This is a genomic window from Pseudomonas sp. C9D1, assembly GCF_056491235.1.
Map to the genome: position 1 here is coordinate 1719653 of NZ_JBSZIE010000002.1, position 24434 is coordinate 1744086.

General features: G+C 68.5%; 20 protein-coding genes. 5 read left to right on the plus strand and 15 right to left on the minus strand.

The features are described from left to right. Positions 1-2 precede the first annotated feature (2 nt). From ACXI0U_RS16065 to ACXI0U_RS16085, 5 genes are all read right to left on the minus strand, one after another. Positions 3-2099 carry an efflux RND transporter periplasmic adaptor subunit gene (locus ACXI0U_RS16065; protein ID WP_031288790.1) on the minus strand — a complete coding sequence of 699 codons (2097 nt, stop codon included), beginning with the start codon at positions 2097-2099 and terminating at the stop codon, positions 3-5. Then, positions 2096-3415, minus strand: a complete 1320-nt coding sequence (locus ACXI0U_RS16070) for an efflux RND transporter periplasmic adaptor subunit (protein WP_479550562.1) — start codon at positions 3413-3415, stop codon at positions 2096-2098. The genes ACXI0U_RS16065 and ACXI0U_RS16070 overlap by 4 nt, the downstream gene beginning before the upstream one ends. Further along, entirely contained in the window at positions 3412-4158 is a 747-nt protein-coding gene (locus ACXI0U_RS16075) for an efflux RND transporter periplasmic adaptor subunit (RefSeq protein WP_431483514.1), read from the minus strand. The genes ACXI0U_RS16070 and ACXI0U_RS16075 overlap by 4 nt, the downstream gene beginning before the upstream one ends. Positions 4159-4489: 331 nt before the next feature. After that, complete coding sequence (locus tag ACXI0U_RS16080; protein WP_431482467.1) at positions 4490-5311, minus strand: aldo/keto reductase; 822 nt, start codon at positions 5309-5311, stop codon at positions 4490-4492. Positions 5312-5322: 11 nt separating this feature from the next. Continuing rightward, positions 5323-5859 (minus strand): cysteine hydrolase family protein, encoded by a 537-nt coding sequence (locus tag ACXI0U_RS16085; RefSeq protein ID WP_431482468.1) that lies wholly within the window; start codon positions 5857-5859, stop codon positions 5323-5325. A gap of 189 nt (positions 5860-6048) precedes the next feature. Between ACXI0U_RS16085 and ACXI0U_RS16090 the strand changes: the two genes are divergently transcribed. After that, positions 6049-7233 carry an OpgC family protein gene (locus tag ACXI0U_RS16090; RefSeq protein WP_479550563.1) on the plus strand — a complete coding sequence of 395 codons (1185 nt, stop codon included), beginning with the start codon at positions 6049-6051 and terminating at the stop codon, positions 7231-7233. On the opposite strand, the gene ACXI0U_RS16095 is transcribed toward ACXI0U_RS16090, so the two are convergent. After that, positions 7224-7898 (minus strand): class I SAM-dependent methyltransferase, encoded by a 675-nt coding sequence (locus ACXI0U_RS16095; protein WP_479550564.1) that lies wholly within the window; start codon positions 7896-7898, stop codon positions 7224-7226. The genes ACXI0U_RS16090 and ACXI0U_RS16095 overlap by 10 nt on opposite strands. Before the next feature lie 98 nt (positions 7899-7996). Here ACXI0U_RS16095 and ACXI0U_RS16100 point away from each other — a divergent pair, with 98 nt between their 5' ends. Then, positions 7997-11104 carry a transglycosylase domain-containing protein gene (locus tag ACXI0U_RS16100; protein WP_479550565.1) on the plus strand — a complete coding sequence of 1036 codons (3108 nt, stop codon included), beginning with the start codon at positions 7997-7999 and terminating at the stop codon, positions 11102-11104. Positions 11105-11108: 4 nt separating this feature from the next. On the opposite strand, the gene ACXI0U_RS16105 is transcribed toward ACXI0U_RS16100, so the two are convergent. The 3 genes from ACXI0U_RS16105 to ACXI0U_RS16115 form a co-directional block, all read right to left on the minus strand. Then, positions 11109-11327: a VF530 family protein gene (locus ACXI0U_RS16105; protein ID WP_021222097.1), complete on the minus strand. Its 219-nt coding sequence runs from the start codon at positions 11325-11327 to the stop codon at positions 11109-11111. A 310-nt stretch (positions 11328-11637) separates the two neighbouring features. Continuing rightward, positions 11638-11943: a DMT family transporter gene (locus tag ACXI0U_RS16110; protein WP_184487816.1), complete on the minus strand. Its 306-nt coding sequence runs from the start codon at positions 11941-11943 to the stop codon at positions 11638-11640. A 10-nt stretch (positions 11944-11953) separates the two neighbouring features. Next, positions 11954-12592, minus strand: coding sequence for an FMN-dependent NADH-azoreductase (locus ACXI0U_RS16115; protein WP_316925834.1), 639 nt, complete (start codon positions 12590-12592; stop codon positions 11954-11956). A gap of 138 nt (positions 12593-12730) precedes the next feature. Between ACXI0U_RS16115 and ACXI0U_RS16120 the strand changes: the two genes are divergently transcribed. Then, positions 12731-13624 carry a LysR substrate-binding domain-containing protein gene (locus tag ACXI0U_RS16120; protein WP_431482471.1) on the plus strand — a complete coding sequence of 298 codons (894 nt, stop codon included), beginning with the start codon at positions 12731-12733 and terminating at the stop codon, positions 13622-13624. 667 nt (positions 13625-14291) lie between these two features. On the opposite strand, the gene putP is transcribed toward ACXI0U_RS16120, so the two are convergent. From putP to ACXI0U_RS16150, 6 genes are all read right to left on the minus strand, one after another. Continuing rightward, the gene (putP, locus tag ACXI0U_RS16125; protein WP_374981801.1) at positions 14292-15785 is read right to left on the minus strand and encodes a sodium/proline symporter PutP; all 1494 of its coding nucleotides are present in this window, start codon (positions 15783-15785) and stop codon (positions 14292-14294) included. A 407-nt stretch (positions 15786-16192) separates the two neighbouring features. Continuing rightward, a complete protein-coding gene (locus ACXI0U_RS16130; RefSeq protein WP_021222102.1) occupies positions 16193-16612 on the minus strand; it encodes a group I truncated hemoglobin in 420 nt (139 codons plus the stop codon). A 1-nt stretch (position 16613) separates the two neighbouring features. Then, positions 16614-17468 carry a DUF3034 family protein gene (locus ACXI0U_RS16135; protein WP_316925836.1) on the minus strand — a complete coding sequence of 285 codons (855 nt, stop codon included), beginning with the start codon at positions 17466-17468 and terminating at the stop codon, positions 16614-16616. A gap of 2 nt (positions 17469-17470) precedes the next feature. Continuing rightward, positions 17471-19807 (minus strand): putative bifunctional diguanylate cyclase/phosphodiesterase, encoded by a 2337-nt coding sequence (locus ACXI0U_RS16140; protein WP_021222104.1) that lies wholly within the window; start codon positions 19805-19807, stop codon positions 17471-17473. Next, a complete protein-coding gene (locus tag ACXI0U_RS16145; RefSeq protein WP_479550566.1) occupies positions 19794-20450 on the minus strand; it encodes a methylamine utilization protein in 657 nt (218 codons plus the stop codon). The genes ACXI0U_RS16140 and ACXI0U_RS16145 overlap by 14 nt, the downstream gene beginning before the upstream one ends. A gap of 173 nt (positions 20451-20623) precedes the next feature. Next, positions 20624-21376, minus strand: coding sequence for an AraC family transcriptional regulator (locus ACXI0U_RS16150; protein ID WP_021222106.1), 753 nt, complete (start codon positions 21374-21376; stop codon positions 20624-20626). 167 nt (positions 21377-21543) lie between these two features. Between ACXI0U_RS16150 and lon the strand changes: the two genes are divergently transcribed. Together lon and ACXI0U_RS16160 are read left to right on the plus strand one after the other, a co-directional pair. Continuing rightward, positions 21544-23943, plus strand: coding sequence for an endopeptidase La (lon, locus tag ACXI0U_RS16155; protein ID WP_479550567.1), 2400 nt, complete (start codon positions 21544-21546; stop codon positions 23941-23943). 71 nt (positions 23944-24014) lie between these two features. After that, entirely contained in the window at positions 24015-24413 is a 399-nt protein-coding gene (locus tag ACXI0U_RS16160) for a protease inhibitor I42 family protein (protein WP_479550568.1), read from the plus strand. Positions 24414-24434 lie beyond the last annotated feature (21 nt).

Genomic DNA, 24434 nt, shown 5'->3' on the forward strand with positions numbered 1-24434 from the left:
GGCTAGAAACCGCTTTCCCTGACACCCAACGCCGCCATGCGGCGCCAGGCGAAGCCGAGCAGCGACTGCCGGCTGCCCTCCAGCACCACCACGCCACGCAGTGGCTGGGCGGGGGGCGGCAGGTCCTGCAACAGGCTGAGGCGCACGCCGTACTGGGCCTGCACCGGCTCGGCGCGTTGCTGGGCGTTGCGTCGCACGGCCACCTGGCCGTGGTGGTCGGAGGTCAGCGCCTCCAGTTCGAGGTAGGCGACGCCGGTGGTGTCCACTTCGTCCAGGCGCACCGCGAAGGCGGGCCGCGCCGGGTCGTCGGCGATGAAGCGGCCCTCGGCCCCCGGCGCCACGCGCCAGAGGTTTTCCTCGGCCAGGTAGCCGCGCAGGCGCAGCCCGGGGGCGATCACCCGCGCCAGGGTCTCGCCGCTGTGCAGCCAGCGGCCCACCACCAGGTCCGGTGGCAGGTCGCGCACCACGCCGGCCAGGGGCGCACGCAGTTGCAGGCGCTCGCGCTGGGCGGCCAGGCCGCGATACTCGGCCACGGCCTCGGCCAGTTGCTGCTCGATCACCCCGGTCTCGGCGGCGGTCTCGCTGCGCCCGGCCTGGCGCCGCAGCTGCAACTGGAGGATGTCGATTTCGCGCCGGACGATGCCCTGGCGCGCGTCCAGGTCCGGGGATTCCAGCTCCACCAGCAGGGCGCCCTGCTCCACCGTGTCGCCGTCCTTCACCCGTACCGCCTTGACCCGCGCGCCGATGGGCGCGTGCAGGGTGCCGGTGCGCGCGGCCTCCAGCATGGCCGGCACGTCCACGGCGTTGCGCCAGGGCACCAGCAGCACCAGCAGCACCAGCCCCAGGGCCGAGCCTGTGAGCAGCACCTTGCGCGGGTCGGCCTGGTCGCGGCGCTGCCACCACTCGCCGAATTCCTTCCAGATCGGCAGGCCGATGAACCACACCAGCTCCACCAGCATCAGGAAGATGCCCAGCACCTTGAAGAACAGGTGGTAGACCGTCAGCGCGATGCCGAAGAACAGCGCCGCGCGCCAGATCCACGAGCCGTAGCTCCACAGCAGCAGGCGGCGCTGCATGGCTGGCGACCAGGGCTCCGGGGCCGGTTCGCCGTAGCCGAACAGCGCCTCGCGCAGGCGCCAGCGGCCCAGGGCGAAGGCGCGGTTCTGCAGGTTGTCGACGCCCCACAGGTCGCTCAGCAGGAAGTAGCCGTCGAAGCGCATGAAGGGGTTGAGGTTGATCGCCAGGGTGGTGATCCAGGTGGCGCTGGCCAGCATGAAGGCGGCGGTACGTGCCGGGCCGTCCGGCAGCAGCGACCAGGCCAGCAGCGCCAGCACCGCCAGCACCAGCTCAGCGAGCACGCCGCCGGCGCCGATAAGTAATCGCGAGCGCCGGTCCTGCACCCGCCAGGCGTCGCTGACGTCGGTGTAGAACATCGGCAGCATCACCATGAAGGCCAGGCCCATGCTCTGCACCCGGCACCCCGCGCGCTTGGCCATGAAGGCATGGCCGAACTCGTGGCAGAGCTTGGCGAAGGTCAGCGCGATGCCGAAGGCCAGCGCGCCGCCGAAGCTGAACAGGTGCGGGAAGGTGGCGAGGAAGCGCTCCCAGTCCCGGGCCACCAGGAACAGCCCGAGCAGCAGAATTACCGGCAGGCCGCGTCGCAGCAGCCAGGGGCCGTTGCGTTCCAGCACCGGCCAGGCTCGGTTGAGGAAACGGTCCGGCCGCCACAGCGGGATGCGGAAGAACAGGTACTGGTGCAGCACCTGCTGCCACAGGCTGTGGCGCGTGCTGGCGACCTTGAGGGCATAGCTGGCGCGCTGTTCCGGGTCGAGGGCGGCGATCAGGTCGTGCCCGCGCAGAAAGCGCAGCATCTGCTCCAGCTCGCCGGCGCCCAGGGGCGCGCCCGGCTCGGCGTTGGCGGCCGCCAGCACCTGCTGGGGCTCACCCCGCGACCAGTGGCGCAGCAGGCGGACGGCGGCGGCACCGAGCTTGAAATAGCGGCCACGCAGGGGGTCGGCCAGGGTCCATTGCGGCGCACCGTCGCGGTCCGGCGCGGCGGGCGAGAGCTGCAGGTCGGGGCGCAGGGCGGGCAGCATCAGAACCCCAGGCCCTGGCGCAGCGCGGCCAGAGGGCGGCGCAACAGGTAGTAGGCCAGCGGCGCGCGGTCACCGAAGAGCTTGGCGGTGCCGCGCAGGCCGATGCGTGGCGGGGCATCGGCGAAGGCGGCGTCGAGGCGATAGGCCAGTTGCCCGGCGGCGGTGGCCTGGGCCTCGTAGGCGGCGCGTTCAAGGCGTGCGTCGTGGCGGTTGAGCGGGTCGCTGTCGAGGAACAGCGCCACCTCGGCGCCGGGTTGCAGGGCGATGGCGTCGCCCACGGGCAGCTCGATGCGCAGCTCGGCCTGGGCCGGGTCGGCGATCTGCATCAGCCGCTCGCCGGTCTGCACCGGCTTGCCGGTGAGGCGCTCGGCATCGGCGAACACGGCGATGCCGGCGCGCTCGGCGCGGACTTCACTGCGCGCCAGCAACTGCCGGGCGTAGTCGCGCTCGGCACGCTTCTGCTCCACGCGGGCGGCCAGCAGGTCGATGCGGGCGCTGGATTCGGCGTCGGCGAAGGCGCGCTGGCTGTTGGCCTTCAGTTCCGCCTCGGCCACCCCCAGGGCGCGTTCGGCGACATCGGCCTGGGCCTTGAGGGTGGTGGCGTCGAAGCGCACCAGCAGGTCGCCGGCGGCAACGCTCTGGTTGGGCTTGACGAGGAATTCGGCGATCACCCCGTCCAGCGGCGCGGCCACCACGCGCCCGCCCTGGGGCACCACTTCGGCCGGCGCCAGCACCGACTGGCGCACCGGCACCAGCAGCACCAGGGCCAGCGCGCCGGCCAGGGCCAGGAGCTTCTTCTTCGGCCAGCGCAGGCGCCAGGGCTTGCGCGGCTGCAGGGCCAGCCAGGCGTGCGCGTAGGTGTCGCCGAGCTGCACCAGCAAGGCCTGCTCGGCCTCGCTCCAGGGGGTGTCGCGGGCGATCCACAGGCCGCCGAAGACCTCGCCCTGGCGATCCTTCAACGGCAGCCAGAAGGCCTGGGCGGCGGACAGCGCCTGCCAGTCCTCGCGGCTGCCCTCGTCCAGGCTGCTCGGCTCGACGACGCCGGGCTCGCCCAGTTGGCACGCAGCCAGGCGCTGGGCCGCCGCACGCTCGACGAAGGCGACGAAGGGGGCGTTGGGTTCCACCACGCTGATGCCGGTGAGCGCGCGGACCTTGCCGGTGATCAGCAGCGCGGCATGGCGATAGCCGAATACACCCTGGCCGTCGTTGACCATGGCGAAGGCCAGTTGCGAAGACGTCCCGGCCTTGCGGGCCTGGGCCTGCAGGCCGAGGAAGACCGCGAAGACCCGCTCGGCGAAGCCGGGCAGCGGCGCGTTCATCGGCTCTCCGGGAAGCGTGCGCTGCCGCTCATGCCGGCCAGCAGGCCGGGCGCGTCCTCGGGCAGGGCGCCGATCAGCAGCAGGGTCTGGCTGCCTTCGTCGATGCGCGCACCGAGGCGCTTGACCGTGGCCTTGAGCGGCTTGCCGGTCTCGTCGGGCACGAATTCGAAGGGTTCACCGGGCTTGAGTCCGCCGAGCCAGCGCGATGGCACCAGCAGGTGGATCTCCAGGGTGCGGTTGTCCACCACCTCCAGCAGCGGCGCGCCGCTGGGCACGCTTTCATGGGGCTGCACGCGGCGGCTGACCACCTGGCCATCGAAGGGCGCCTTGACCTGGCAGCGCTGCACCTGCACCTGGTAGACCTGGGCTTCCGCCTGGGATTGCGCCTGGCGCGCCTCGGCCAGGGCCACTTCGAAGCGGCCGACGGAGTTGAGCGCGGCCAGTTGCTGCTTGTTCTTCAGCTCTTCACGGGCGGCGCGGGTGGCGGCATTGGCGGCGTTGAGCTGGGCCTGGTAGGCGCTGCAGTCGAAGCGCACCAGCACCTCGCCCTTCTTGAACGCCTGGCCTTCGGCATAAGGCATCTCGGTGATGCGCCCGGCCAGCTCGCTGGCGAGCACGGCCTGGTCACGAGCGCGCAACACGCCGCGTGCGGCGCTGCCGGGGCTGGCGGACGCGGCGGGCGCATCGAGCAGCGGGTCCGGCGTCGACAGGTCCTGCGCCCCGGCGCTCATCGCCAACCCCATCAGGCCGAACAACGTCCACAGCATGCGATTCATAACAATCCTTCCCTGGGTCACAGACCCGCGAGTCTATGGGAGCCGTAGGACAATAGGAATCTTGTCGACAGATGCTTCTTCGTATATTGGCCGGATAGGACCGGGAGATCGCTCCGGGGTGATGGTTTCGCTCCGCTCGCGGAGCGCCGCCCGGCCCACCCTCCGGGCTCGCTGATCAGCCAAGCCTCGTGCCCGCCGAAAAACAGTGGGCTGAAGCCCACCCTACGCCCACCCGCCCACCCGCGCACCCGCGCACCCACACAGCTGCGCTCGGCGCCCACCCAGGGTGCAAAGCGGGTCAGACCATGTCCAGTCGCTGCTTGCGGGTCGGCGCCGGGTAGGCGCGGTCGATCAGCGCCAGGTCGTCGGCGCTCAGGCCGAGATCGGCGGCGCGGGCGTTCTGCCGGATGTGCACGGGATCGACCGCCTTGGGAATGGCGATCACGCCGTCCTGGCGCAGCGCCCAGGCCAGGGCCACCTGCGCCGGGGTGGCCTCGTGACGGCGGGCGACTTCCAGCAACGCCGCATCACGCAGCAGGCTGCCGCCCTGCCCCACCGGGCAGTAGGCCATGAGCGGCATGCGCTGGCGCTGCTGCCAGGGCAGCAGGTCGAACTCGATGCCGCGCGACTCGGGGTTGTACAGCACCTGGTTGGCGGCGCAGCCAGCGGGCAGGCCCTGCAGGTCGGCCAGGTCGAAGTTGGAGACGCCCCAGCGCAGGATCTTGCCCTGCTCGCGCAGGCGCTCGAAGCCTTCCACCGTTTCCTCCAGCGGATGCTCGCCCGGCCAGTGCAGCAGGTAGAGGTCGATGCGGTCGGTGCCCAGGCGCTTGAGGCTGCGCTCGCAGGCCTGCTCGACGCCCTGGCGGCTGGCGTTCCACGGGTACACCTTGCTGACCAGGAATACCGCGTCGCGATGCCCGGCGATGGCCTCGCCCACCACCTGCTCCGCGCCGCCTTCGGCATACATCTCTGCGGTGTCGATCAGGCTCATGCCCAGCTCCAGGCCCAGGCGCAGCCCGGCGACTTCGCGGGCGCGCTGGTCGGGGCGCTCGCCCATGTGCCAGGTGCCCTGGCCGATGGCGGGTACGGCGGTGCCGTCGGGGAAGGTGATGCTGCCCATGGTGTCTCTCCTCAGAAGTGAATCTCTTCGGCCTGCTGCAGGCGCATGGGGTTGCGGGGCTGGATGAACTCGCCCCAGACCCAGTTGTGGTGGGCGACTATCGCCTCGGCGCTCTGGTGCGGCCGGTCGCGGGTGGTGTGCGCATCGCTGGCCAGGATGACGTTGAAGCCCTCGCTGGCGGCACGGCGGATGGAGGTATCGACGCAGAACTCCGTGGCGTAGCCGGTCACCACCAGGTCGGTGACGTAGAGCTTCTCCAGGGTGGCCTTGAGCTCGGTCTCGAAGAAGGCGTCACAGGCGGTCTTGCGCAGCACCCAGTCGTTGTCGCCTCGCTCCAGCCCCGGGTGCAGCTGCCAGCCGATGCAGCCGGGCTCCAGCTCGCTGCCGGGCTCGCCGTCGTGCTGCACGTAGATCACCGGCACCCCGGCGCTGCGTGCACGGTCGGCCAGGCGGTTGATCCGCTCCAGTACCTGCCCGGCGCGCCAGGGCTCCGGGGGGGTGAGGAACAGCCCCGCCTGCATGTCCACGACCAGCAATGCCTTGCTCATTTCCACTCCTTGAATGCACGCATCGAAACGCGCGGATAGTGCGGCTTCCCGCCGCGTCGGTAAAGCCGTGCGTCGGGGCGGGCACGACCGTCCGTCTTGCATGGGGAAACTCGCCCCAGGGCCGCAGTCAGAACCATCAGGACCCACCGCTCGCCCAGCCCGGGCGGGACTTGCCGCGAGTACGCCGCCATGCAGACAGGACGCGACCTCCGTATCGATTTCTTCCGAGGGCTGGCCCTGGTGTTCATCTTCTGGGACCACATTCCGCACAACCCGCTCGGCCAGGTCACGCCCCGCAACGTCGGCTTCAGCGACGCGGCGGAGATCTTCGTCTTCCTCGCCGGCTACGCCGCCGTGCTCGCCTACGGCAAGCTGCTGCTGCGCGACGGCTACGCGGTGGCCTGCCTGCGGGTACTGCGCCGGGTCTGGGTGCTGTACGTGGCCCACATCTTCCTGCTGGCGGTGCTGATGGGGGTGGTGTTCTACACCAACAACCATGTGGACAGCCGCAACTTCATCAACGAGATGGGCCTGGACTACTTCCTGGCCAACCCGCAGCAGGCGCTGATCGACGAGCTGCTGCTGCGCTTCAAGCCCAACCTGATGGACCCGCTGCCGCTCTATGTGGTGCTGCTGGCCGGGCTGCCGCTGATCCTGCCGCTGCTGATGCGCTGGAGCTTCGCCGCCCTGGCGCTGTCCGGCGCGCTGTACCTGTGCGCGCCCGGGTGGAACCTCAGCTCGCACCCCGGCGGCGAGTGGTTCTTCAATCCGCTGGCCTGGCAGTTCCTCTTCGTCCTCGGCGGCGTGGCCGCGCGCCATGCGCAGACGCGGCCGGCCGATGCGCCGCCGGCCACCTGGAAGTCGCCATTGTTCTTCGCCGCTGCCGGCTACCTGATGTTCAGCGCGGTGGTCGCACTGAGCTGGAAGGTGCCCGGCCTGCACGACGCCTGGATGCCCATGCTGGTGCGCGATGTGCTCTACCCGCTGGACAAGACCGACCTCTCGCCCATGCGCCTGCTGCACTTCCTCGCCCTCGCCTATTGCGTGGCCGTGCTGCTGCCGCGCAGCGACTGGCTGACCCGCTGGCCGGCCCGCGAAGTGTGCCGCATGGGCATGCACTCGCTGGAAGTGTTCTGCCTCAGCGTGCTGCTGGCCCCCCTGGCGGACGCCGTCGCCACCCTCTATGGGCTCAACGCCGTGGGCCAGGTGGCGCTGGCCTGCGCCGGGGTGCTGCTGATGTCGGCCCTGGCGGCCTGGCTGGACCTGAGCAACCGCCTCAACCAGCGCAAGCCGCCGCAGGCCACGCCCACGCCCGTGCGCCTGGCCAACCCCGGCTACGGGGTGACCCGCACCCTCTACCGCATTCAGCCCTGACGGCGAGCGATGAGCAGCAGCGACAGCGGTACCCCGCTGTCGGGATGACGGGGTTCGTGCAGCGCCTCCAGCACGAGGCCGCTGCACCCCAGCAGGGCCAGCCAGGATTCCAGGGTGCGGAAGTACCAGGGCATGGGCTCGGCGAAGGCCCCGCCGAAGGCGGCGAAGGTCTCCAGGCGCCAGCCATCGCGGTAGCCCTCCTCGCCCGCCGCCGTCCAGGGGTGGACGGCCTGCAACAGCAGTGCGCCGCCCGGCGCCAAAGCCAGGCCAATCGCCGTGAGCAGGGGCTGCAGGTCCTCTTCCAGCAAGGCGAAGTTGCAGGCCACGGCATCGAAGCGGCCGAAGCCCAGGGGCTGCTCGATAAAGCCCTGGTAGTCGCAGCACTCGAACGCTCCCCCTGCGGCCCGCGCCAGCTCAACCAGCCCCGGGGACGCATCCACGCCCAGGGTGGCAATGCCCCGCTCGGCCAGGGCACGGCACAGCCAGCCCTCGCCACACCCCAGGTCCAGCACCCGCTGCGGTGCCCGCGCCACCAGCGCATCGAGCATGGCGCCGTCGGTGGCCAGGCGACGGCTTTCGATGCGTCGCCCGCGCACGGCGTCGGTCCAGGCGCCGGCATTGGCGCGCCAACTGCGGTCTATTTGCTGCCGGTTATCGTCTGACATGGCCTATCGCCTTGTTTTATGTCGTTTCGGGGCGCGCTGCGGTTCTCAGCAACTACGCTTTGTACAAGAGCGGTAACGCGCCAGCCAGGCCATCGACCATGGGCGTTTTATGGCAAACCGACGCATCGTCCACCGAGATACCGAAAGGTAGCCTCAACGAGGTCACCTTGCGGCCCGGCCGCTCCCGCCGCAAGAAACACCGCCTGGCGTTCTGGACCCTGATGCTGCTGGCCGGTGTCGCCATTGCCCTCGCCGCCCGCGAGGAGATGCGCAGTTCCTGGCTGCAATCCCGCGAAATCACCCGCTATGCCGCAACCCTGAACTACAGCCTCGAAGAAGGCCCCAGCGACACCATCCTCTACCCCCACGACGGCCCCTTCGACAAGCGCCTGGGCTACGTCTACCTGCCGCCGATGTTGCAGCGCCTGGACCAGCGCGGCTATGCCATCCGCCAGCAGGTGCGCTTCTCCCCGGAGCTGATGGAGTACAGCCGCCACGGGCTGTTTCCGCCGTACCGGGAGAAGGTCCAGGCGGGCATCGACATCAGCGATTGCCGGGGCGAGCCGCTGTACCGCTTCAGCTACCCGCAGCAGCTCTACCCGGATTTCTCCGCCATCCCGCCGCTGCTCACCAGCAGCCTGCTGTTCATCGAGAACCGCTCCCTGCTGGCCGACGAGCCCCTGGCCAACCCGGCGGTGGACTGGCCGCGCTTCGTCAAGGCAGCGCTGAGCCAGGCCGGCAAGGTGCTCGACATGCCCGGGCAGAGCGCCGGCGGCAGCACCCTGGCGACCCAGCTGGAGAAGTACCGCCACTCGCCCTCCGGCCTCACCCTGTCGGCCGGCGAGAAGATCCGCCAGATGGCTTCGGCCAGCGTGCGCGCCTACCGGGGTGGCCCGGAAACCCTGGCCGCCCGCCAGCGCGTGGTGCTCGATTACCTCAACAGCGTGCCGCTCTCCGCCGTGCCGGGCCATGGCGAGGTGCACGGCCTGGCCGATGGCTTGCGGGTCTGGTACGGCGCCGACTTCGAGCAGGTGAACCGCCTGCTGGCCGAGCACCAGGACGAGCCCGAACACCTGCAGGCACGGGGCCTGGCGCTGCACCAGGTGGTGTCGCTGATGATCGCCCAGCGCCGCCCCTCCTATTACCTTTCACGCGGGCGCGAGGAGCTGGAGGCGCTGACCGACAGCCACCTGCGCCTGCTGGGCAACGCCGGCGTGCTGCGCCCGGCCCTGGGCCAGGCGGCCCTGGAGGCGCGCCTGGGCTTCCGCGACCTGCAGCAGGAGCCGGCGCTGTCGCGCATCGAAGGCAACAAGGGCATCAGCCTGGCGCGGGCGCGCCTGTCGAGCATGCTGCAGATGCCGCTCTACGACCTCGACCGCCTCGACCTGGCCGCCAGCAGCAGCCTGCAGGGTGAGTTGCAGCAGGCCGTCACCACCTACCTGCACGACCTCGCCGAGCCGGCCTACGCCGAGCAGGCCGGGCTGTTCGGCGAGCGCCTGCTGTCGCCGGAGAAGACCCGCGAGGTGCGCTACAGCTTCACCCTGTTCGAGCGCACGCCTTCGGGCAACCAGGTGCGGGTGCAGACCGACAACACCGACCAGCCCTTCGACATCAACGAGGGCAGCAAGCTGGAGCTGGGCTCCACCGCCAAGCTGCGAGTGCTGGCCACCTACCTGGACTCCATCACCGCGCTGCACACCCACTACGGCGAGATGCCGGCGGCGGAGCTGCGCAAGGTGCAGGTCGACCCGCTGGACGCCCTGAGCCGCTGGGCCCTCGACTACCTGGCCACCACCCACGACCGCAGCCTGGCGCCGATGCTGGCGGCGGCGCTGGACCGCACCTACTCGGCCAGCCCCAGCGAGAGCTTCTTCACCGGCGGCGGGCTGCACACCTTCAGCAACTTCCGCAAGGAGGACAACGGCCGCAACCCGAGCCTGCGCGACGCCCTGCGCGAGTCGATCAACCTGCCCTTCGTGCGCCTGCTGCGCGACATCGTGCGCCACGACATCTACCGCCCCGACGGCGGCAAGGTGGCGCTGCTCTCCGACGACAGGGACCCGCGCCGCCAGGGCTACCTGGACCTGTTCGTGTCCCGTGAGAGCCAGACCTACCTGCTGCGCTTCTGGAACAAGTACAAGGGCAAGGACGCCGACGAGCGCATGGCCACCTTCCTCGACGGCCTGCGCCCCTGGGCCTCGCGCCTCGCGGCCATCCACCGCTACCTGCAACCCCAGGCCGACCGGGCGACCTTCGCCGCCTTCATGCGCGAGCGCCTGCCCAACGAGGCCCTGGCCGACAAGCGCATCAACCAGCTGTACGACCGTTACGGCCCCGGCGCCTTCAACCTCAACGACCAGGGTTACGTGGCGCGGGTGCACCCGCTGGAGCTGTGGCTGCTGGCCTACCTGCAGGGCCACCCGCAGGCCACCTACCGCGAGGCGGTGGAAGCCAGCGGCGGGCCGCGCAGCGAGGTGTACGGCTGGCTGTTCAAATCACAGCGCAAGAACGCCCGGGACAAGCGCATCCGCATCATGCTGGAGGTGGAAGCCTTCCTCGATATCCACCAGCAGTGGCGCCAGCTGGGCTATCCCTTCGACCACCTGGTGCCCTCCCTGGCCACCGCGCTGGGCAGCTCGGGCGATCGCCCGGCGGCGCTGGCGGAGCTGATGGGGATCATCGTCAACGACGGCGTGCGCCTGCCCACGGTGCGCATCGACCGCCTGCATTTCGCCGCCGACACACCCTACGAAACCCTGCTCAGCCACGCGGCGGCGCCGGGCAAACGGGTGATGGCCTCGGAAGTGGCGACGGCGCTGCGCGAGGCGCTCTCGCAAGTGGTGGATGCCGGTACCGCGCGGCGCCTGCAAGGCACCTTCACCCAGCCCGACGGCAAGCCGCTGGTGATGGGCGGCAAGACCGGCACAGGGGATAACCGCCTGCAGACGGTGGGGCGCAGCGGCCAGGTGATCAGCTCCAAGGCGCTGAACCGCACTGCCACCTTCGTCTTCTACCTGGGGCCGCGGCACTTCGGCACCCTCACCGCCTACGTGGCGGGCAGCCAGGCCTCGAACTTCCGCTTCACCTCGGCGCTGCCGGTGCAGGTGATGAAGGGCATGGCGCCGATCCTCCAGCCCTACCTGGAGCCGGGCCGCGCCACCCTGTGCCAGATGCCGGAGGCCTCGGTGCGGGCCAGCCGGCTCTGAGGGCTCACTCCTGGCGGCGGCGCACGTCGATGAACAGCGACTCGACCTTCTCCCGCGCCCAGGGCGTCTTGCGCAGGAAGGTCAGGCTCGACTTGATGCTCGGGTCGCTCTTGAAGCAGCGGATATCGATGCGCTTGGCCAGCCCGTCCCAACCGTACTTGGCGACCAGCTCCTCGAGGATCTTCGCCAGGGTCATGCCGTGCAGGGGGTCTTGGGAGCTCACGTAAACGCCTCGATGGGGGGAAAGCGTGGCAGCTTAGGGCAATGGCCGTGCCTTGCGAAGTGTCGAGACACAGAATCACCCTGTAGGGGCGACTTCAGTCGCCCAGCGGCGCGCAGCGCCGCCCTTGTGGGAGCGAATTCATTCGCGATGCCTTGCGCTTTCGTAGGATGGCGTAGAGCGAAGCGAAACCCATCAATGCGCGGTTTCAGGAACGGCTACGTGCCGCGCTCGACTCCGTCTGGTGGAGGTAAAAAGCGACCTCCACCCTACACACCGGTGGAGCCCTTCCGCCGCCCCGAGGCTTCTGGTGTCACTTCAACCCCGCCACCCCGGCGATGATCAGCGCCACCGACAGCAGCTTCATCGGGGTGATGGATTCGCCCAGTAGCGCCACGCCGAGGATGACGGTGCCGAGGGTGCCGATGGCGGTCCAGATCGGGTAGGCGACGCTCACCGGCAGCACGCGCATGGCCAGGGTGAGGAAGTAGATGCCGGCGCTGGCCGCCAGCACCACCAGGGCGCTGGGCAGCGGTTGGGTGAAGCCGTTGGCGTACTTCATGCTCATGGCGAAGAGCACCTCGAAGAACGCCGCGATCAGCAGGAACAACCAGGCCATGGCGACCTCCTCAGAAGACCTCGGCCAGTTCCACCAGGGCGCGCTCCGCGCGCTGGTAGGACTGCTGGAAGGCGTCGCCGCCGAACTCGTCGTTCTCCACCGCCACCACCGTCACGTCGGTGATGCCGATGTAACCCAGCACGGTGCGCAGGTAGGCGTCGGCGTGGTTCATGTGGGCGTTGACGCCGCCGGGGCCGTAGCCGTGGTCGCCACGGGTGGTGATGATCAGCGCCTTGCGCCCCAGCACCAGCGGTGTGTAGGGGTTGCCGGGACGGTCGGGATGGAAGTCGAAGGTGCGACGGATGCGCACGATCTGGTCGACCCAGGCCTTGACCCCGCTGGGCACGCCGAAGTTGTACATGGGTGCGGAAATCACCAGGCGGTCGGCGGCGAAGACTTCGTCCACCAGCAGGTCGCTCAGGGCCAGGTCGGCCTTCATCACCTCGGTGCGGTTCTCCGGCTCGGGGTGGAAGGCGGCGGCGATCCAGCCTTCGGTAACCGGCGCGATGGGTGAGCGCCCGACTTCACGGTGCACCACCTGGCGGGCGGCATCCTGGCCCTGCCAGGCAGCGAGGAAGGCGTCCTGCAGGCGGCGCGAGTGGGAACGTTCGCCACGGGGGCTGCCTTGGATCGAGAGAATGAGATTCATCTGTTACTCCTGGGTCCTGGTCATTTCTTCGCGGCCGGTGACCGGCCTGAACATAGGCACTAAGCTAGGACCAGCCGTTTTCCCGGACAAATGACCGATAGTTCATCTGGATGAATCCATTTCATCCGTGGAGCCCAAATGTTCGCCAACCTGCCCCTGACCGCCCTGCGCACCTTCGAGTCCGCCGCCCGCCTGCTGAGCTTCAAGGCCGCCGCCGAGGAGCTGGCGGTGACGCCGACGGCGGTGTCCCACCAGATCCGCAGCCTGGAAGGCTGGCTCGGGGTGCCGCTGTTCGAGCGCCTGCCCCGCAGCGTGCGCCTGACCGCCTGTGGCCAGCAGCTGTTCGGCAGCCTGCACGGGGCGCTGCTGGACGTGACCCAGACCCTCGACCAGTTGCGCCCGCAGCGCAGCGGCGGCCAGTTGACCCTGTCCACCACGCCGGCCTTCGCCGCGCTGTGGCTGATCCCCCGCCTGGGGCGCTTCTATGCCGCGCACCCGGCCATCAGCCTGCGCCTGGACACCAGCAACACCCTGGTGGACCTGCACCAGGACGCCAGCATCGACCTAGTGATCCGCTATGGCATCGGCAGCTACCCGAGCCTGCACAGCCAGTGCCTGCTGGACGAGTGCTTCGGCGTCTACGGCTCGCCGGCGCTGGTGGCCGAACTGGGCAACCGCCAGCCGACGCTGATCACCATCCGCTGGCGCAACGCGCAGCTCTACGAACTGGGCTGGAAGGCCTGGTGCCAGGCCGCCGGCGAGCAGCGCCTGCTGGAGACCGCGCCGCAGCGCGAGTACGACGAGGAGCACTACGCCCTGCAAGCGGCCATCGCCGGCCAGGGGCTGGTGCTGGCGAGCTCGATCCTGGTGTCCGAAAGCGTCGCCAGCGGCCTGCTGGTGCCCTACCGGCCGGAGATCAGCGTGGAGGGCGCGGGCTATTCCACCCTCTGCGTGCCGGGCCGCGAGCGGCACCCGCCGGTGAAGGCGTTCTTCGACTGGTTGAGCCGGGAGGTGGTAGGCACCCCCTCGTAGGTCGGGTGCAACCCGACGGTCCGCCCCACACACGCATCGCGAATGAATTGGCTCTGTCGGCGTTAGCTGTTGTGGCTTTAAAGCAAGCGCTCAAGCACGGTGCTTTCCGGGGGCCAAGGGTTTCTGCCACCGCATGGGTTTCGCTTCGCTCTACCCATCCTACGAAAGTCCGTGCGCACCACGTGGTGATGCGCTGGGCGAAGAAAGCTGGAGCAGCCGCCAAACGCCCCTTCCCAGGAGGCCGAGCGAATCGTCGTGGAAGGGGTTGAGCGACATGGATGTCGCGAGAGCCGTGATGGGCCAGGGATGGCCCTTCGCGGCGTGCCCCTGGAACGATGATGGAGCGAGGGAAGTCTGGCTTCAGCCAGACCCGTATGGAGGGGCAAGCCCTTTTGGTTCCTTTTCTGGCGATTGAGAAAAGGGACTCGCCCGGGGGGGCGAAACCAGAAGCACCAGCAAAGCTCGGCAATCAGCTGGACTCCACTCTTCTAGCAACACTTAACGCAGACAGAGCCAATGAATTCGCTCCCACGAAAAGCAAGGGTCGTCACCGTGCGGCAGGCGTTTTCCCGGGCATAAAAAAACGGCCCGGGTCCGAGGACGAGGGCCGTTGAAGCACTATCAAATTGTTTACCGCGCGGGCTCTGCGGCCCGGGCGGCTAGATCATCAGGCGCTGGCGTCCTGGTATTCCTTCTCGGCTTCGTCGAAGCGCTTGACCATGGCCGCGGACGGGCCGTTGCCAATGTGGCTGAAGATCAGGATGCCGAGGGTGGCGAGGATAAAGCCGGGGACGATCTCGTACAGGCCGGTCCAGCCGAAGAACTGCTTCCACAGCACCACGGTGACGGCACCGAGGATCATGCCGGCCAGGGCGCCGTTGCGGGTCATGCCCTTCCACAGCAGGGAGAGGATGACCACGGGGCCGAAGGCGGCACCGAAGCCGGCCCAGGCGTAGGACACCAGGCCCAGGACCTTGCTCTCGGGGTTGGCGGCGATGAGGATGGCGATCACAGCTACCAGCAGCACCATGGCGCGGCCGACCCAGACCAGTTCGACCTGGCTGGCGTTCTTGCGGAAGAAGGCCTTGTAGAAGTCTTCGGTCAGGGCGCTGGAGCACACCAGCAGCTGGCAGCTGAGGGTGGACATCACCGCGGCGAGGATGGCGGACAGCAGCACGCCGGCGACCCAGGGGTTGAACAGCAGCTTGGCCAGTTCGATGAACACGCGCTCGGGGTTCTCGGTGACGGCGCCGGCGACTTCCGGGTGGGCCGAGAAGTAGGCGATGCCGAAGAAGCCCACGGCCACGGCGCCGCCGAGGCAGAGCACCATCCAGGTCATGGAGATGCGGCGGGCAGCCGGGATCGACTTGACCGAATCAGCGGCCATGAAGCGCGCCAGGATGTGCGGTTGGCCGAAGTAGCCCAGGCCCCAGGCCAGCAGCGAGATCACGCCGACGAAGGACGCGCCCTTGAGCATGTCGAAGCTGGTGGCGTCCTTCAGCTCGATGGCGGCGAAGGTGGGGTCGATGCCACCGGTGGCCAGCATCACCACGATGGGGGTGAGGATCAGGGCGAAGATCATCAGCGAGGCTTGCACGGTGTCGGTCCAGCTCACCGCCAGGAAGCCACCGACGAAGGTGTAGGCGATGGTGGCGGCGGCGCCGGCCCAGAGGGCGGTCTCGTAGGAGAGGCCGAAGGTGCTCTCGAACAGACGGGCACCAGCGACGATGCCGGATGCGCAGTAGATGGTGAAGAACACCAGGATCACCAGGGCCGAGAAGATGCGCAGGATGCGGCTGTGGTCTTCGAAGCGGTTGGTGAAGTAGTCGGGCAGGGTCAGGGCGTTGCCGTTGTGCTCGGTCTGCACGCGCAGACGGCCGGCAACCCACAGCCAGTTGAGATAAGCACCGACGATCAGGCCGATGGCGATCCAGCTTTCCGACAAGCCGGAGAGGTAGACGGCACCCGGAAGGCCCATCAGCAGCCAGCCGCTCATGTCGGAGGCGCCAGCGGACAGTGCGGTGACGAAGCTGCCGAGGCTGCGGCCACCGAGGATGTAGTCGGAAAGGTTGTTGGTGGCGCGGTAGGCCGCGAAGCCGATCAGCACCATGGCAGCGATATAGATCACGAAGGTGATCAGCATCGGGTTGCTCATACTCATTGGGGGTCTCCCCTGTCGTTTGTTGTTATGGAGGTGCGACGGGTATTTCGCATCTCTCTGGTTGGCATTTGGCAGTTGCTCGGGGCAATTACCGATTGGTTTGCGGGCCCGGCGCAACCCGTGGGGGTGCAACCTCTGCCCGTCATCGGTGCTCAGGCGTCATGCCTCGCCTCAGGACGAGACGCCAAGCCATCCGGACTGCACCTGGTCTTCCTGGTCCGGTCTGGCCATATCGATTCGCCGCTGGGTCAAGTGTCGACCCGGCCGCGCGAAAGGGACAGCGGAATGTAGAGAGCGGTGGCGCCCTTTTCTTTCGAAAAGCTCCGGAGTTATTGCGAAATCCTCCGACTGTCCAACAAGACGTGCAACCTGGTTGCACCACAAGGTGCAACCGCCGCTCTGCAATGCTACTTGTGGATGACCTGACCGCGCATCGGCGCGAGGCGTGCGAGCAGGCGATTCTGGGTGCGGCTGGAGATGCCTTCGGCGTCCATGGCGTCCTGCAGGTCTTCCACCAGGGCGTTGAAATCGCTTTCGGTGAGGCGCTGGCCCTTGTGGCTCTCCTCCATGCTGTCGCCGGTGTATTCGCAGGGGCCACCCGCCTCGACGCAGAACTGCTCCACCAGCTTGTCGCGCAGGCGTTCGATGTCGATCTTGCGGAAGTGTTCGACGATGCGCTCGTCCTTGGCGATGTTCAGCAGCATGCCTTCGACGATGCGGGTGATGCCGGGCGTGCCGCCCAGGTCCTGGTAGAGGCTGTCGTCCCTCGGTGGCTGCTGGGCGCAGGCGGCCAGGACCAGGGTGGCGACGAGGATCAGGCGGCGCATGTCAGAAGCTCCCCTGCACGGACAGGTAGACGCCGTCCTGGTTGTCGAGGGTGGCGATCTCGCCGAGGCGGGCATAGGCCAACACCACCGACAGGTGCTTGTTGGGGAAGTAGCCGACGAACAGGTCCGCCCAGTCGCTTTCGCCGGCGAAGTTGAGGTTGTCGGGCTTCTCCCGGTATTCGACCCCTATGGCCCAGTGGCGGTCGGGCAGCACGGCGATGGAGCCTTCCTTGAGCACCGAGCGTTCGTCGCGGCGGTCGCCGCCGAAGCCCAGCAGGCCCAGCTCGTTGGCCCGGCTGTAGCGCAGCCCGCCGTTGAGCAGCAGGTTGTAGCCGAAGGCGCCGCCGAGGATCAGGCGGCTGACGGCGATGTAGCCTTCGGTGTCCTCGTCACGCTGGGCGCCCACCAGGGAGGGGATGAGAAAGTCCTTCTGCCGCTTGTACTGGAGCCCCAGGGACACCTGCGGCAGCTGATCGTAGATGAGGTCGCCGAACAGCCGCACCTTGAGCCCCACCACATCCTGGCTGAGGGTGTTTTCCGGCAGCGACAGGTCGCGGGCCAGGGTGCCGAGATCAAAGCGCTGGCGGGCGTAGGACAGCTCCAGGCGGTTGTCCCAGGAGGCGGCCACCCCGGCGGCGTCGAGGCGGTAGTCGCCGGTCTCGACCCGGGTGGCGAACGCGGTGGCGCCCCACTCGCCCTTCTCGCCGTAGCCGGCCAGCACCGCCCAGGGTGTAATCCCACCGCCGGCGGCGCCTTCGACGCTGGTGGCGCCGCCGGTGGCCAGCAGGCGGCCCTCATCGGCGAACGCAGCGGCGGGCAGGGACAGGGCGATGAGCAGGGCCAGGCATCGGTTCATGGTCAGTGCACCGCGGCGATGGGTGAGTGGAGTGGCTGTGCGATCCAGGCCTCGAAGGCGCTGGCCGATAGCGGCCGGCTGATCAGGTAGCCCTGGGCGGTGTCGCAGCGCCAGCGTTCGAGCAGGCGCAGGCTGTGGGCGTGCTCGACGCCCTCGGCGACCACCTTGAGCCCGAGGCTGTGGCTCATGTCGATGGTGGAGCGGACGATCACCGCGTCTTCGCTGGTCTCGTCCAGCTCGCGGATGAAGGACTGGTCGATCTTCAACTCCTGCACCGGCATGCTTTTCAACTGAGCGAGGGAGGAGTAGCCGGTGCCGAAATCGTCCACCGAGAGGCTGATGCCCAGGTCGCGCAGGCCGTTGAGCACCTTCAGCGCCTGGACCGGGTCCTGCATCACCGCGCTTTCGGTGATTTCGAAACTCAGTTGGTCGGGGTGCACACGGAAGCGTCGCAACAGGCCGCGCATGCGCTCCACCAGCTCGCGGCCCATCAGGTCGTCGGTGGAGATGTTGAGCGAGACCTGCAGGCGCAATCCACGCCCGGCCCATTCCTGGAGCTGGCGCAGCACCTCTTCGATGACCCAGGCGGTGAGCGACTGGATGCTGCCGGTGCGCTCGGCCAGGGGAATGAACTCCCCGGGCGAGACCAGGCCGAACTGCGGGTGCTGCCAGCGCAGCAGTGCCTCGGCCTGCAGCACCCGGCCCTCGGCGATGTCCAGCTTGGGCTGGTAGTGCAGCAGCAGTTCGCCCCGCGCGGCGGCATGGCGCAGGTCGCGGATCAGCAGCACCTGGCGCTGCTGGGCGGCGTCGCGGCCCTGCTGGTAGAGCTGCAGGTGGCCAGGCGCCTGGGCGGCATCCTGCATGGCGATGCCGGCGCGGCGCAGCAGCTCCTCCGGCGTGCTGCCATCGGCGGGGTAGCAGGCGATGCCGATGCGCGAATCGATGGCGACGTCGAGGCTGCCGATGCGCTGCGGCTTGAGCAGCAATTGCTGGAGCTTGTCCGCCGCGGCCACCGCACTGTCGCTGTCGGTGCCCTCCAGCAGCAAAAGGAATTCGTCGGCGATCAGCCGCGCCAGGCTGTCGCCGGGGCGCAGGGTGGCGTGCAGGCGCCGGCCGATCTGCTGCAGGACGAGGTCGCCGCCACCAGGGCCACAGGCTTCATTGACCGAACGGAAGTTGCCGATGCCCAGGTACAGCAGCGCGGTGGGCCGTTCGGCGGTGATGGCGCTGCCCAGGCGCTCCAGCGCCAGGGTGCGGTTGGGCAGGCCGGTGAGTGTGTCGTGCAGGGCGTTATGGGCGAGCTGCCGCTCACGCTCGGCGATGTCGTCGCGCATGCGATTGATGGCGCCGGCCAGTTGCCCCAGTTCGTCGGAGCGGTCCAGTTCGAGGGTGCTCTGGTAGTCGCCTTCGCCGATGCGCCGGGCGGCTGCGGCCAGGGCTCGCACCGGCTGCGACACGCTGCGGGCCAGCAACAGCGCGCCGGCCAGAGAGCCGAGCAGCGCGCAGAGGGCGATCAGCAGGATGTCCCGGTCCAGCGGTGCGAAGGCCTCCTGGGCCTGCTCCAGGGATTTGTGCAGGAGCAGCAGCACCTGGTAGTCCGCCCCGCTGGACAGCACCAGGCGGCGATCCATGTAGCGCCGCTCGCCGATGCGCAGGATGTCGCCATCGTGGGTCTTGATCTCGCTCCTGAGCGCCTCCTCGAGGTCGCCAGGCAGGGTGCTGAGCCAGATGTCCGGCTTACCCGCCTGGGTTGCCACCAGGCTCATGTCGAGGTGGGTGAGCTCACGCATCTCGCTGGCGAAGTCGGCATCCAGGCGGAAGCCCATGACCACGCGGGCGATGGGGATGGGCGCGGTGACGTTGGCCTCGACCAGCAGGTAGATGTCGTCGTCGATGGGTTGCAGCAGGCCCTGTCCGCCATTGCGCTGGTGCTCCTGCATCAGTTCGGCGAGGCGCGCCGAGGAATCGCTGCCGACCCGCACAGCGGTGGAGACCTGCAGCTTGCCGTCCATGCCCAGGAGCATTACCGCACCGGCGTTGATGCGTGCACCGGAGTTGCCAAGGGCGGAGCGAATGGTTTCCTCGTCGCCGCTGGCCACCGCCTCCTTGAAGCCGAAGTCGGCCGCCAGAACCTGCACGGCGTCATGCAACTGGCGGCTGCGCGACTCCAGCAGGCGCTCGAAGACACGCCCGCCGATATCCAGCTCCTCGCGCGCCTGGGCCTGCACGGCGGCGCCTGTGGCGGCCTTGACGGCGAAGTACAGCGCACTGACCACAACCAGCAGCAGGAGAATGAGGACGCAGGCGATGCGCGCCTGGAAGCTGTTACTGAGCCTCACCCGCCGCCCTCTTGAATGCGTCACCGAAGCCTTTTTCCACCGGCGCGGACGGTTGTGCGGCCGGAGCGCCCTGCAGCGTCAGCGGGAAGCGCTGGACGAGGCCGGCGGCCGAGACCTCCACCTCGCCCGCAGCGACGGGCAACATGTTGGGCACCTGGGGGTGCCAGAGGCTGGCGGTGTAGCGCCCGGGAGGCAGGTCGAGGCTGAGGTGGCCGGCGTCGTCACTGACGGCGAAGAAGGGGTCGTCGGTGATGTAGACGTAACCCAGCATCCAGTCGTGGATGTTGCAGCCGAGCACCACCACGCCGGGCTTGTCGAACACCACGGGTTCGGCGGGTGTGCCCTGGTAGAGGCGCAGTTCGAAGCGCTTGGCCGGCGAGAAGGAGTAGACGTGATGGCGGATGTTGTCGCTGTTGGGGAAGCTCACGGCGGTGCCGGTATGCACCGCCAGCACGTAGGGGGCGAATTGCTTGTCGCGCTGGTCCATTACACCCGTGTCGGGAATGGCGGCGCTGCCCGAAGGGCCGTTCAGGCTGAGCACCGCATCTCCCAGCGGCTGCCCATGGCCGTCGACCACCTCGCCCTGCAGGGGCGCCGCCGAGAGCGTGCCGCACAGGCACCACAAAAGACCGATCAGGCCCATTACGGGGGGCCATGGAGTGAAGCACAGCATGTCGTCTTCCACCCTTTGAACGGCCGACGGGGGCGGCTCGTGCGCCATGCCCCTGGCCTGTGCGAACCAGTTGAATTGCAGATTAGCTGTCGATCGGCGGAACTTCACGCGGCCGGCGGAAGCAACTGGCCATCACCCTCGCCTCAGTGGCCGCTGCGCAGGCGCCGTGGGGTGAGGCCGAGGTAGCGGCGCATGGCGTTGGTCAGCGCGCTCTGGCTGGAGAAGCCGCACTCCTCGGCGATGCGCACCAGGGCCAGGTCGCTCTCGCGCAGCAGGCGGGCGGCGCGGTCGAGGCGGGTCTTGAGCAGGTATTGGTGGGGGCTGAGGCCGACGCTGTCCTTGAACAGGGCGTGGAAGTGGCTGGGGCTGAGGCAGGCGATCTGCGCCAGCTCGGCGACGCTGATGCGCCGCGACAGGTTCTGCAGGATGTGCGCGTCGAGGGGCTCCATGTCCAGGCCACCGGCCGAGCGCCGGGGCTGGTCGCCGAACAGGCGCAGGTGCAGGGCCCGCAGCAGTACGCCGCCCAGGGAGCGGGCGAGGATCTGGTCGCTGCCGTAGCGCGCCAGTTCGGCGCCGGCGTAGCTCAGGAGGTTCTGGAAATCGGCATCCAGCTCGGGGTAGCGCGGGGTTTCGAACAGGCGCGCGAGGAGCTCGCGGTCTTCGCTGCTGGTGCCCTGCTCGTCGAGGTCGAGGATCAGCATGCGGTTCTCGCCCATGCCGGCGAACTGATGCTCGGCATCCCCCGGCACCAGGCAGGCGCGCATGCGGCAGACCTCGCCGCCCCGGCCGCCCACTTCGAATTCCGCGCGGCCGGACAGCGACATCACCAGTTGGTGATGATCGTGGGCATGGGCGTGGGCCTGTTCATCGAGGCGCAGAAGGCGGGCAACTAGCATGGCGGGTCGCGGTCAGAATTTGCACATTTTAGGCAAATGGCCAGCTGTTGCCCAGCACCGCCCGGCAGCGCAGCCCTGCCAGCCACGCTTGAAAAGCCCGTGGCACAGCCCCATCTGCCTCACATGCCCAACCTTCAGCCCCTACGAACCCAGCTACCAGGTGCCCAATGAGCGATCAGGACATCCACGCCGATCTCGTCGAAGAAGCGACCGGCCCGCACAGCACAGGCCTCGTCCTGCCCGGCCAGACCCTGCCGGACAAGGTGTACATCATCCCGATCCATAACCGCCCCTTCTTCCCGGCCCAGGTGCTGCCGGTGATCGTCAACGAGGAGCCCTGGGCCGAGACCCTGGAGCTGGTGTCCAAGACCGAACACCACTGCCTGGCGCTGTTCTTCATGGAGAACCCGCCGGAAGACCCGCGCCATTTCGACCCCTCCACCCTGCCCGAGCACGGCACCCTGGTGCGCGTGCACCATGCCAGCCGTGAAGGCGGCAAGCTGCAGTTCGTTGCCCAGGGCCTGTCGCGGGTGCGCATCCGTGGCTGGCTCAAGCGCCATCGCCCGCCCTACCTGGTGGAGGTGGACTACCCGCAGAACCCCAGCGACCAGCGCGACGAGGTGAAGGCCTACGGCATGGCGCTGATCAACGCGATCAAGGAGCTGCTGCCGCTCAACCCGCTGTACAGCGAGGAACTGAAGAACTACCTCAACCGCTTCAGCCCCAATGACCCGTCGCCGCTCACCGACTTCGCCGCCGCCCTGACCAGTGCACCGGCCAAGGAGCTGCAGGAGGTGCTGGACACGGTGCCGGTGCTCAAGCGCATGGAGAAGGTGCTGCCGCTGCTGCGCAAGGAAGTGGAGGTGGCACGCCTGCAGAGCGAGCTCTCCGCCGAGGTGAACCGCAAGATCGGCCAGCACCAGCGCGAGTTCTTCCTCAAGGAGCAGCTGAAGATCATCCAGCAGGAGCTGGGCATCACCAAGGATGACCGCAGCGCCGACGCCGAGCAGTTCACCCAGCGCCTGCAGGGCAAGGTACTGCCGGAGCAGGCGAAGAAGCGCATCGACGAAGAGCTGAACAAGCTGTCGATTCTGGAGACCGGCTCGCCGGAATACGCGGTGACCCGCAACTACCTGGACTGGGCCACCAGCGTGCCCTGGGGCGTGTACAGCAAGGACAAGCTCGACCTCGCCCATGCGCGCAAGGTGCTCGACAAGCACCACGCGGGGCTGGACGACATCAAGAACCGCATCCTCGAGTTCCTCGCGGTAGGCGCCTTCAAGGGCGAGATCGCCGGCTCCATCGTGCTGCTGGTGGGCCCGCCCGGCGTGGGCAAGACCAGCATCGGCAAGTCCATCGCCGAATCCCTGGGCCGCCCCTTCTACCGCTTCAGCGTCGGCGGCATGCGTGACGAGGCCGAGATCAAGGGCCACCGCCGCACCTACATCGGCGCCCTGCCCGGCAAGCTGGTGCAGGCGCTGAAGGACGTGGAGGTGATGAACCCGGTGATCATGCTCGACGAGATCGACAAGCTCGGCGCCAGCTACCAGGGCGACCCGGCCTCGGCACTGCTGGAGACGCTGGACCCGGAGCAGAACGTCGAGTTCCTCGACCACTACCTGGACCTGCGCATGGACCTGTCCAAGGTGCTGTTCGTGTGCACGGCCAACACCCTGGATTCCATCCCCGGCCCGCTGCTGGACCGCATGGAGGTGATCCGCCTCTCCGGCTACATCACCGAGGAGAAGCACGCCATCGCCAAGCGCCACCTGTGGCCGCGCCTGCTGGAGCGCACCGGTGTGCCCAAGGAGCGCCTGTCGATCACCGACGGCGCGCTGACCTCGGTAATCGAGGGGTACGCCCGCGAAGCCGGGGTGCGCCAGTTGGAGAAGCAGCTGGGCAAGATCATCCGCAAGTCGGTGGTGAAGATGCTCGAAGACCCCACCGCGAAGATCAAGGTCGCGCAGAAGGACCTGGAGCCCTTCCTCGGCACCCCGCCGTTCCGCAAGGAGCAGCTCCTCTCCGGCACCGGCGTGATCACCGGCCTGGCCTGGACCAGCATGGGCGGCGCCACCCTGCCGATCGAGGCGACGCGCATCCATACGCTGAACCGCGGCTTCAAGCTCACCGGCCAGTTGGGTGACGTCATGAAGGAGTCGGCCGAGATCGCCTATAGCTACATCAGCTCGAACCTGAAGAAGTACGGCGGCGATGCCGGGTTCTTCGACCAGGCCTTCGTCCACCTCCACGTGCCGGAGGGCGCCACCCCCAAGGATGGCCCCAGCGCCGGCATCACCATGGCCAGCGCCCTGCTCTCCCTGGCCCGTGACCAAGCACCGAAGAAGGCTGTAGCCATGACCGGCGAGCTGACCCTCACCGGCCAGGTACTGCCCATTGGCGGGGTGCGCGAGAAGGTGATCGCCGCGCGGCGGCAGAAGATCTTCGAGCTGATCCTCCCGGAGGCCAACCGTGGCTCCTACGAGGAACTGCCGGATTACCTGCGCGACGGCATGACGGTGCATTTCGCCCGGCGCTTCTCCGACGTCGCCAAGGTGCTGTTCGCCTGACGCCTGCGGCGCCTACCCAGGGGCCGATGCAGCGGATATGCTGCACCGGCCCCTGAACGATGGAGCCGTCCATGAAGCCTGCCCGCCTTCCCCGCCTGCTGCTGCCCGCCGCCCTGATGCTGCTGGCCGCCTGCGCCCATGAATCCACCAGCCTGGTGGTGCAGAAACAGAGCAGTTGCCCGATCGAGCTGGACAAGGGCCAGTTGCTGGTCCTGACCCTGCCGAGCAATCCCACCACGGGGTTCCGCTGGGTGGTGAAGGACGCCGCGCCGGGCGTGCTGCGCAGCCTCGGCCCGGAGGTCTACGACACCCCCGAGGAAGCCGGCCTGGTGGGCGGCGCCGGTGAGTCCACCTGGCGCTTCAATGCCGCGCAGAGCGGCGAAGGCCGCCTGTTGCTGGTCTACCAGCGCCCCTGGGAAGCCGACGTGGCGCCGGAGCAGACCTTCGATTGCAAGGTCAGCGTGGACTGATACGGGGGCCCGCCCACTGGC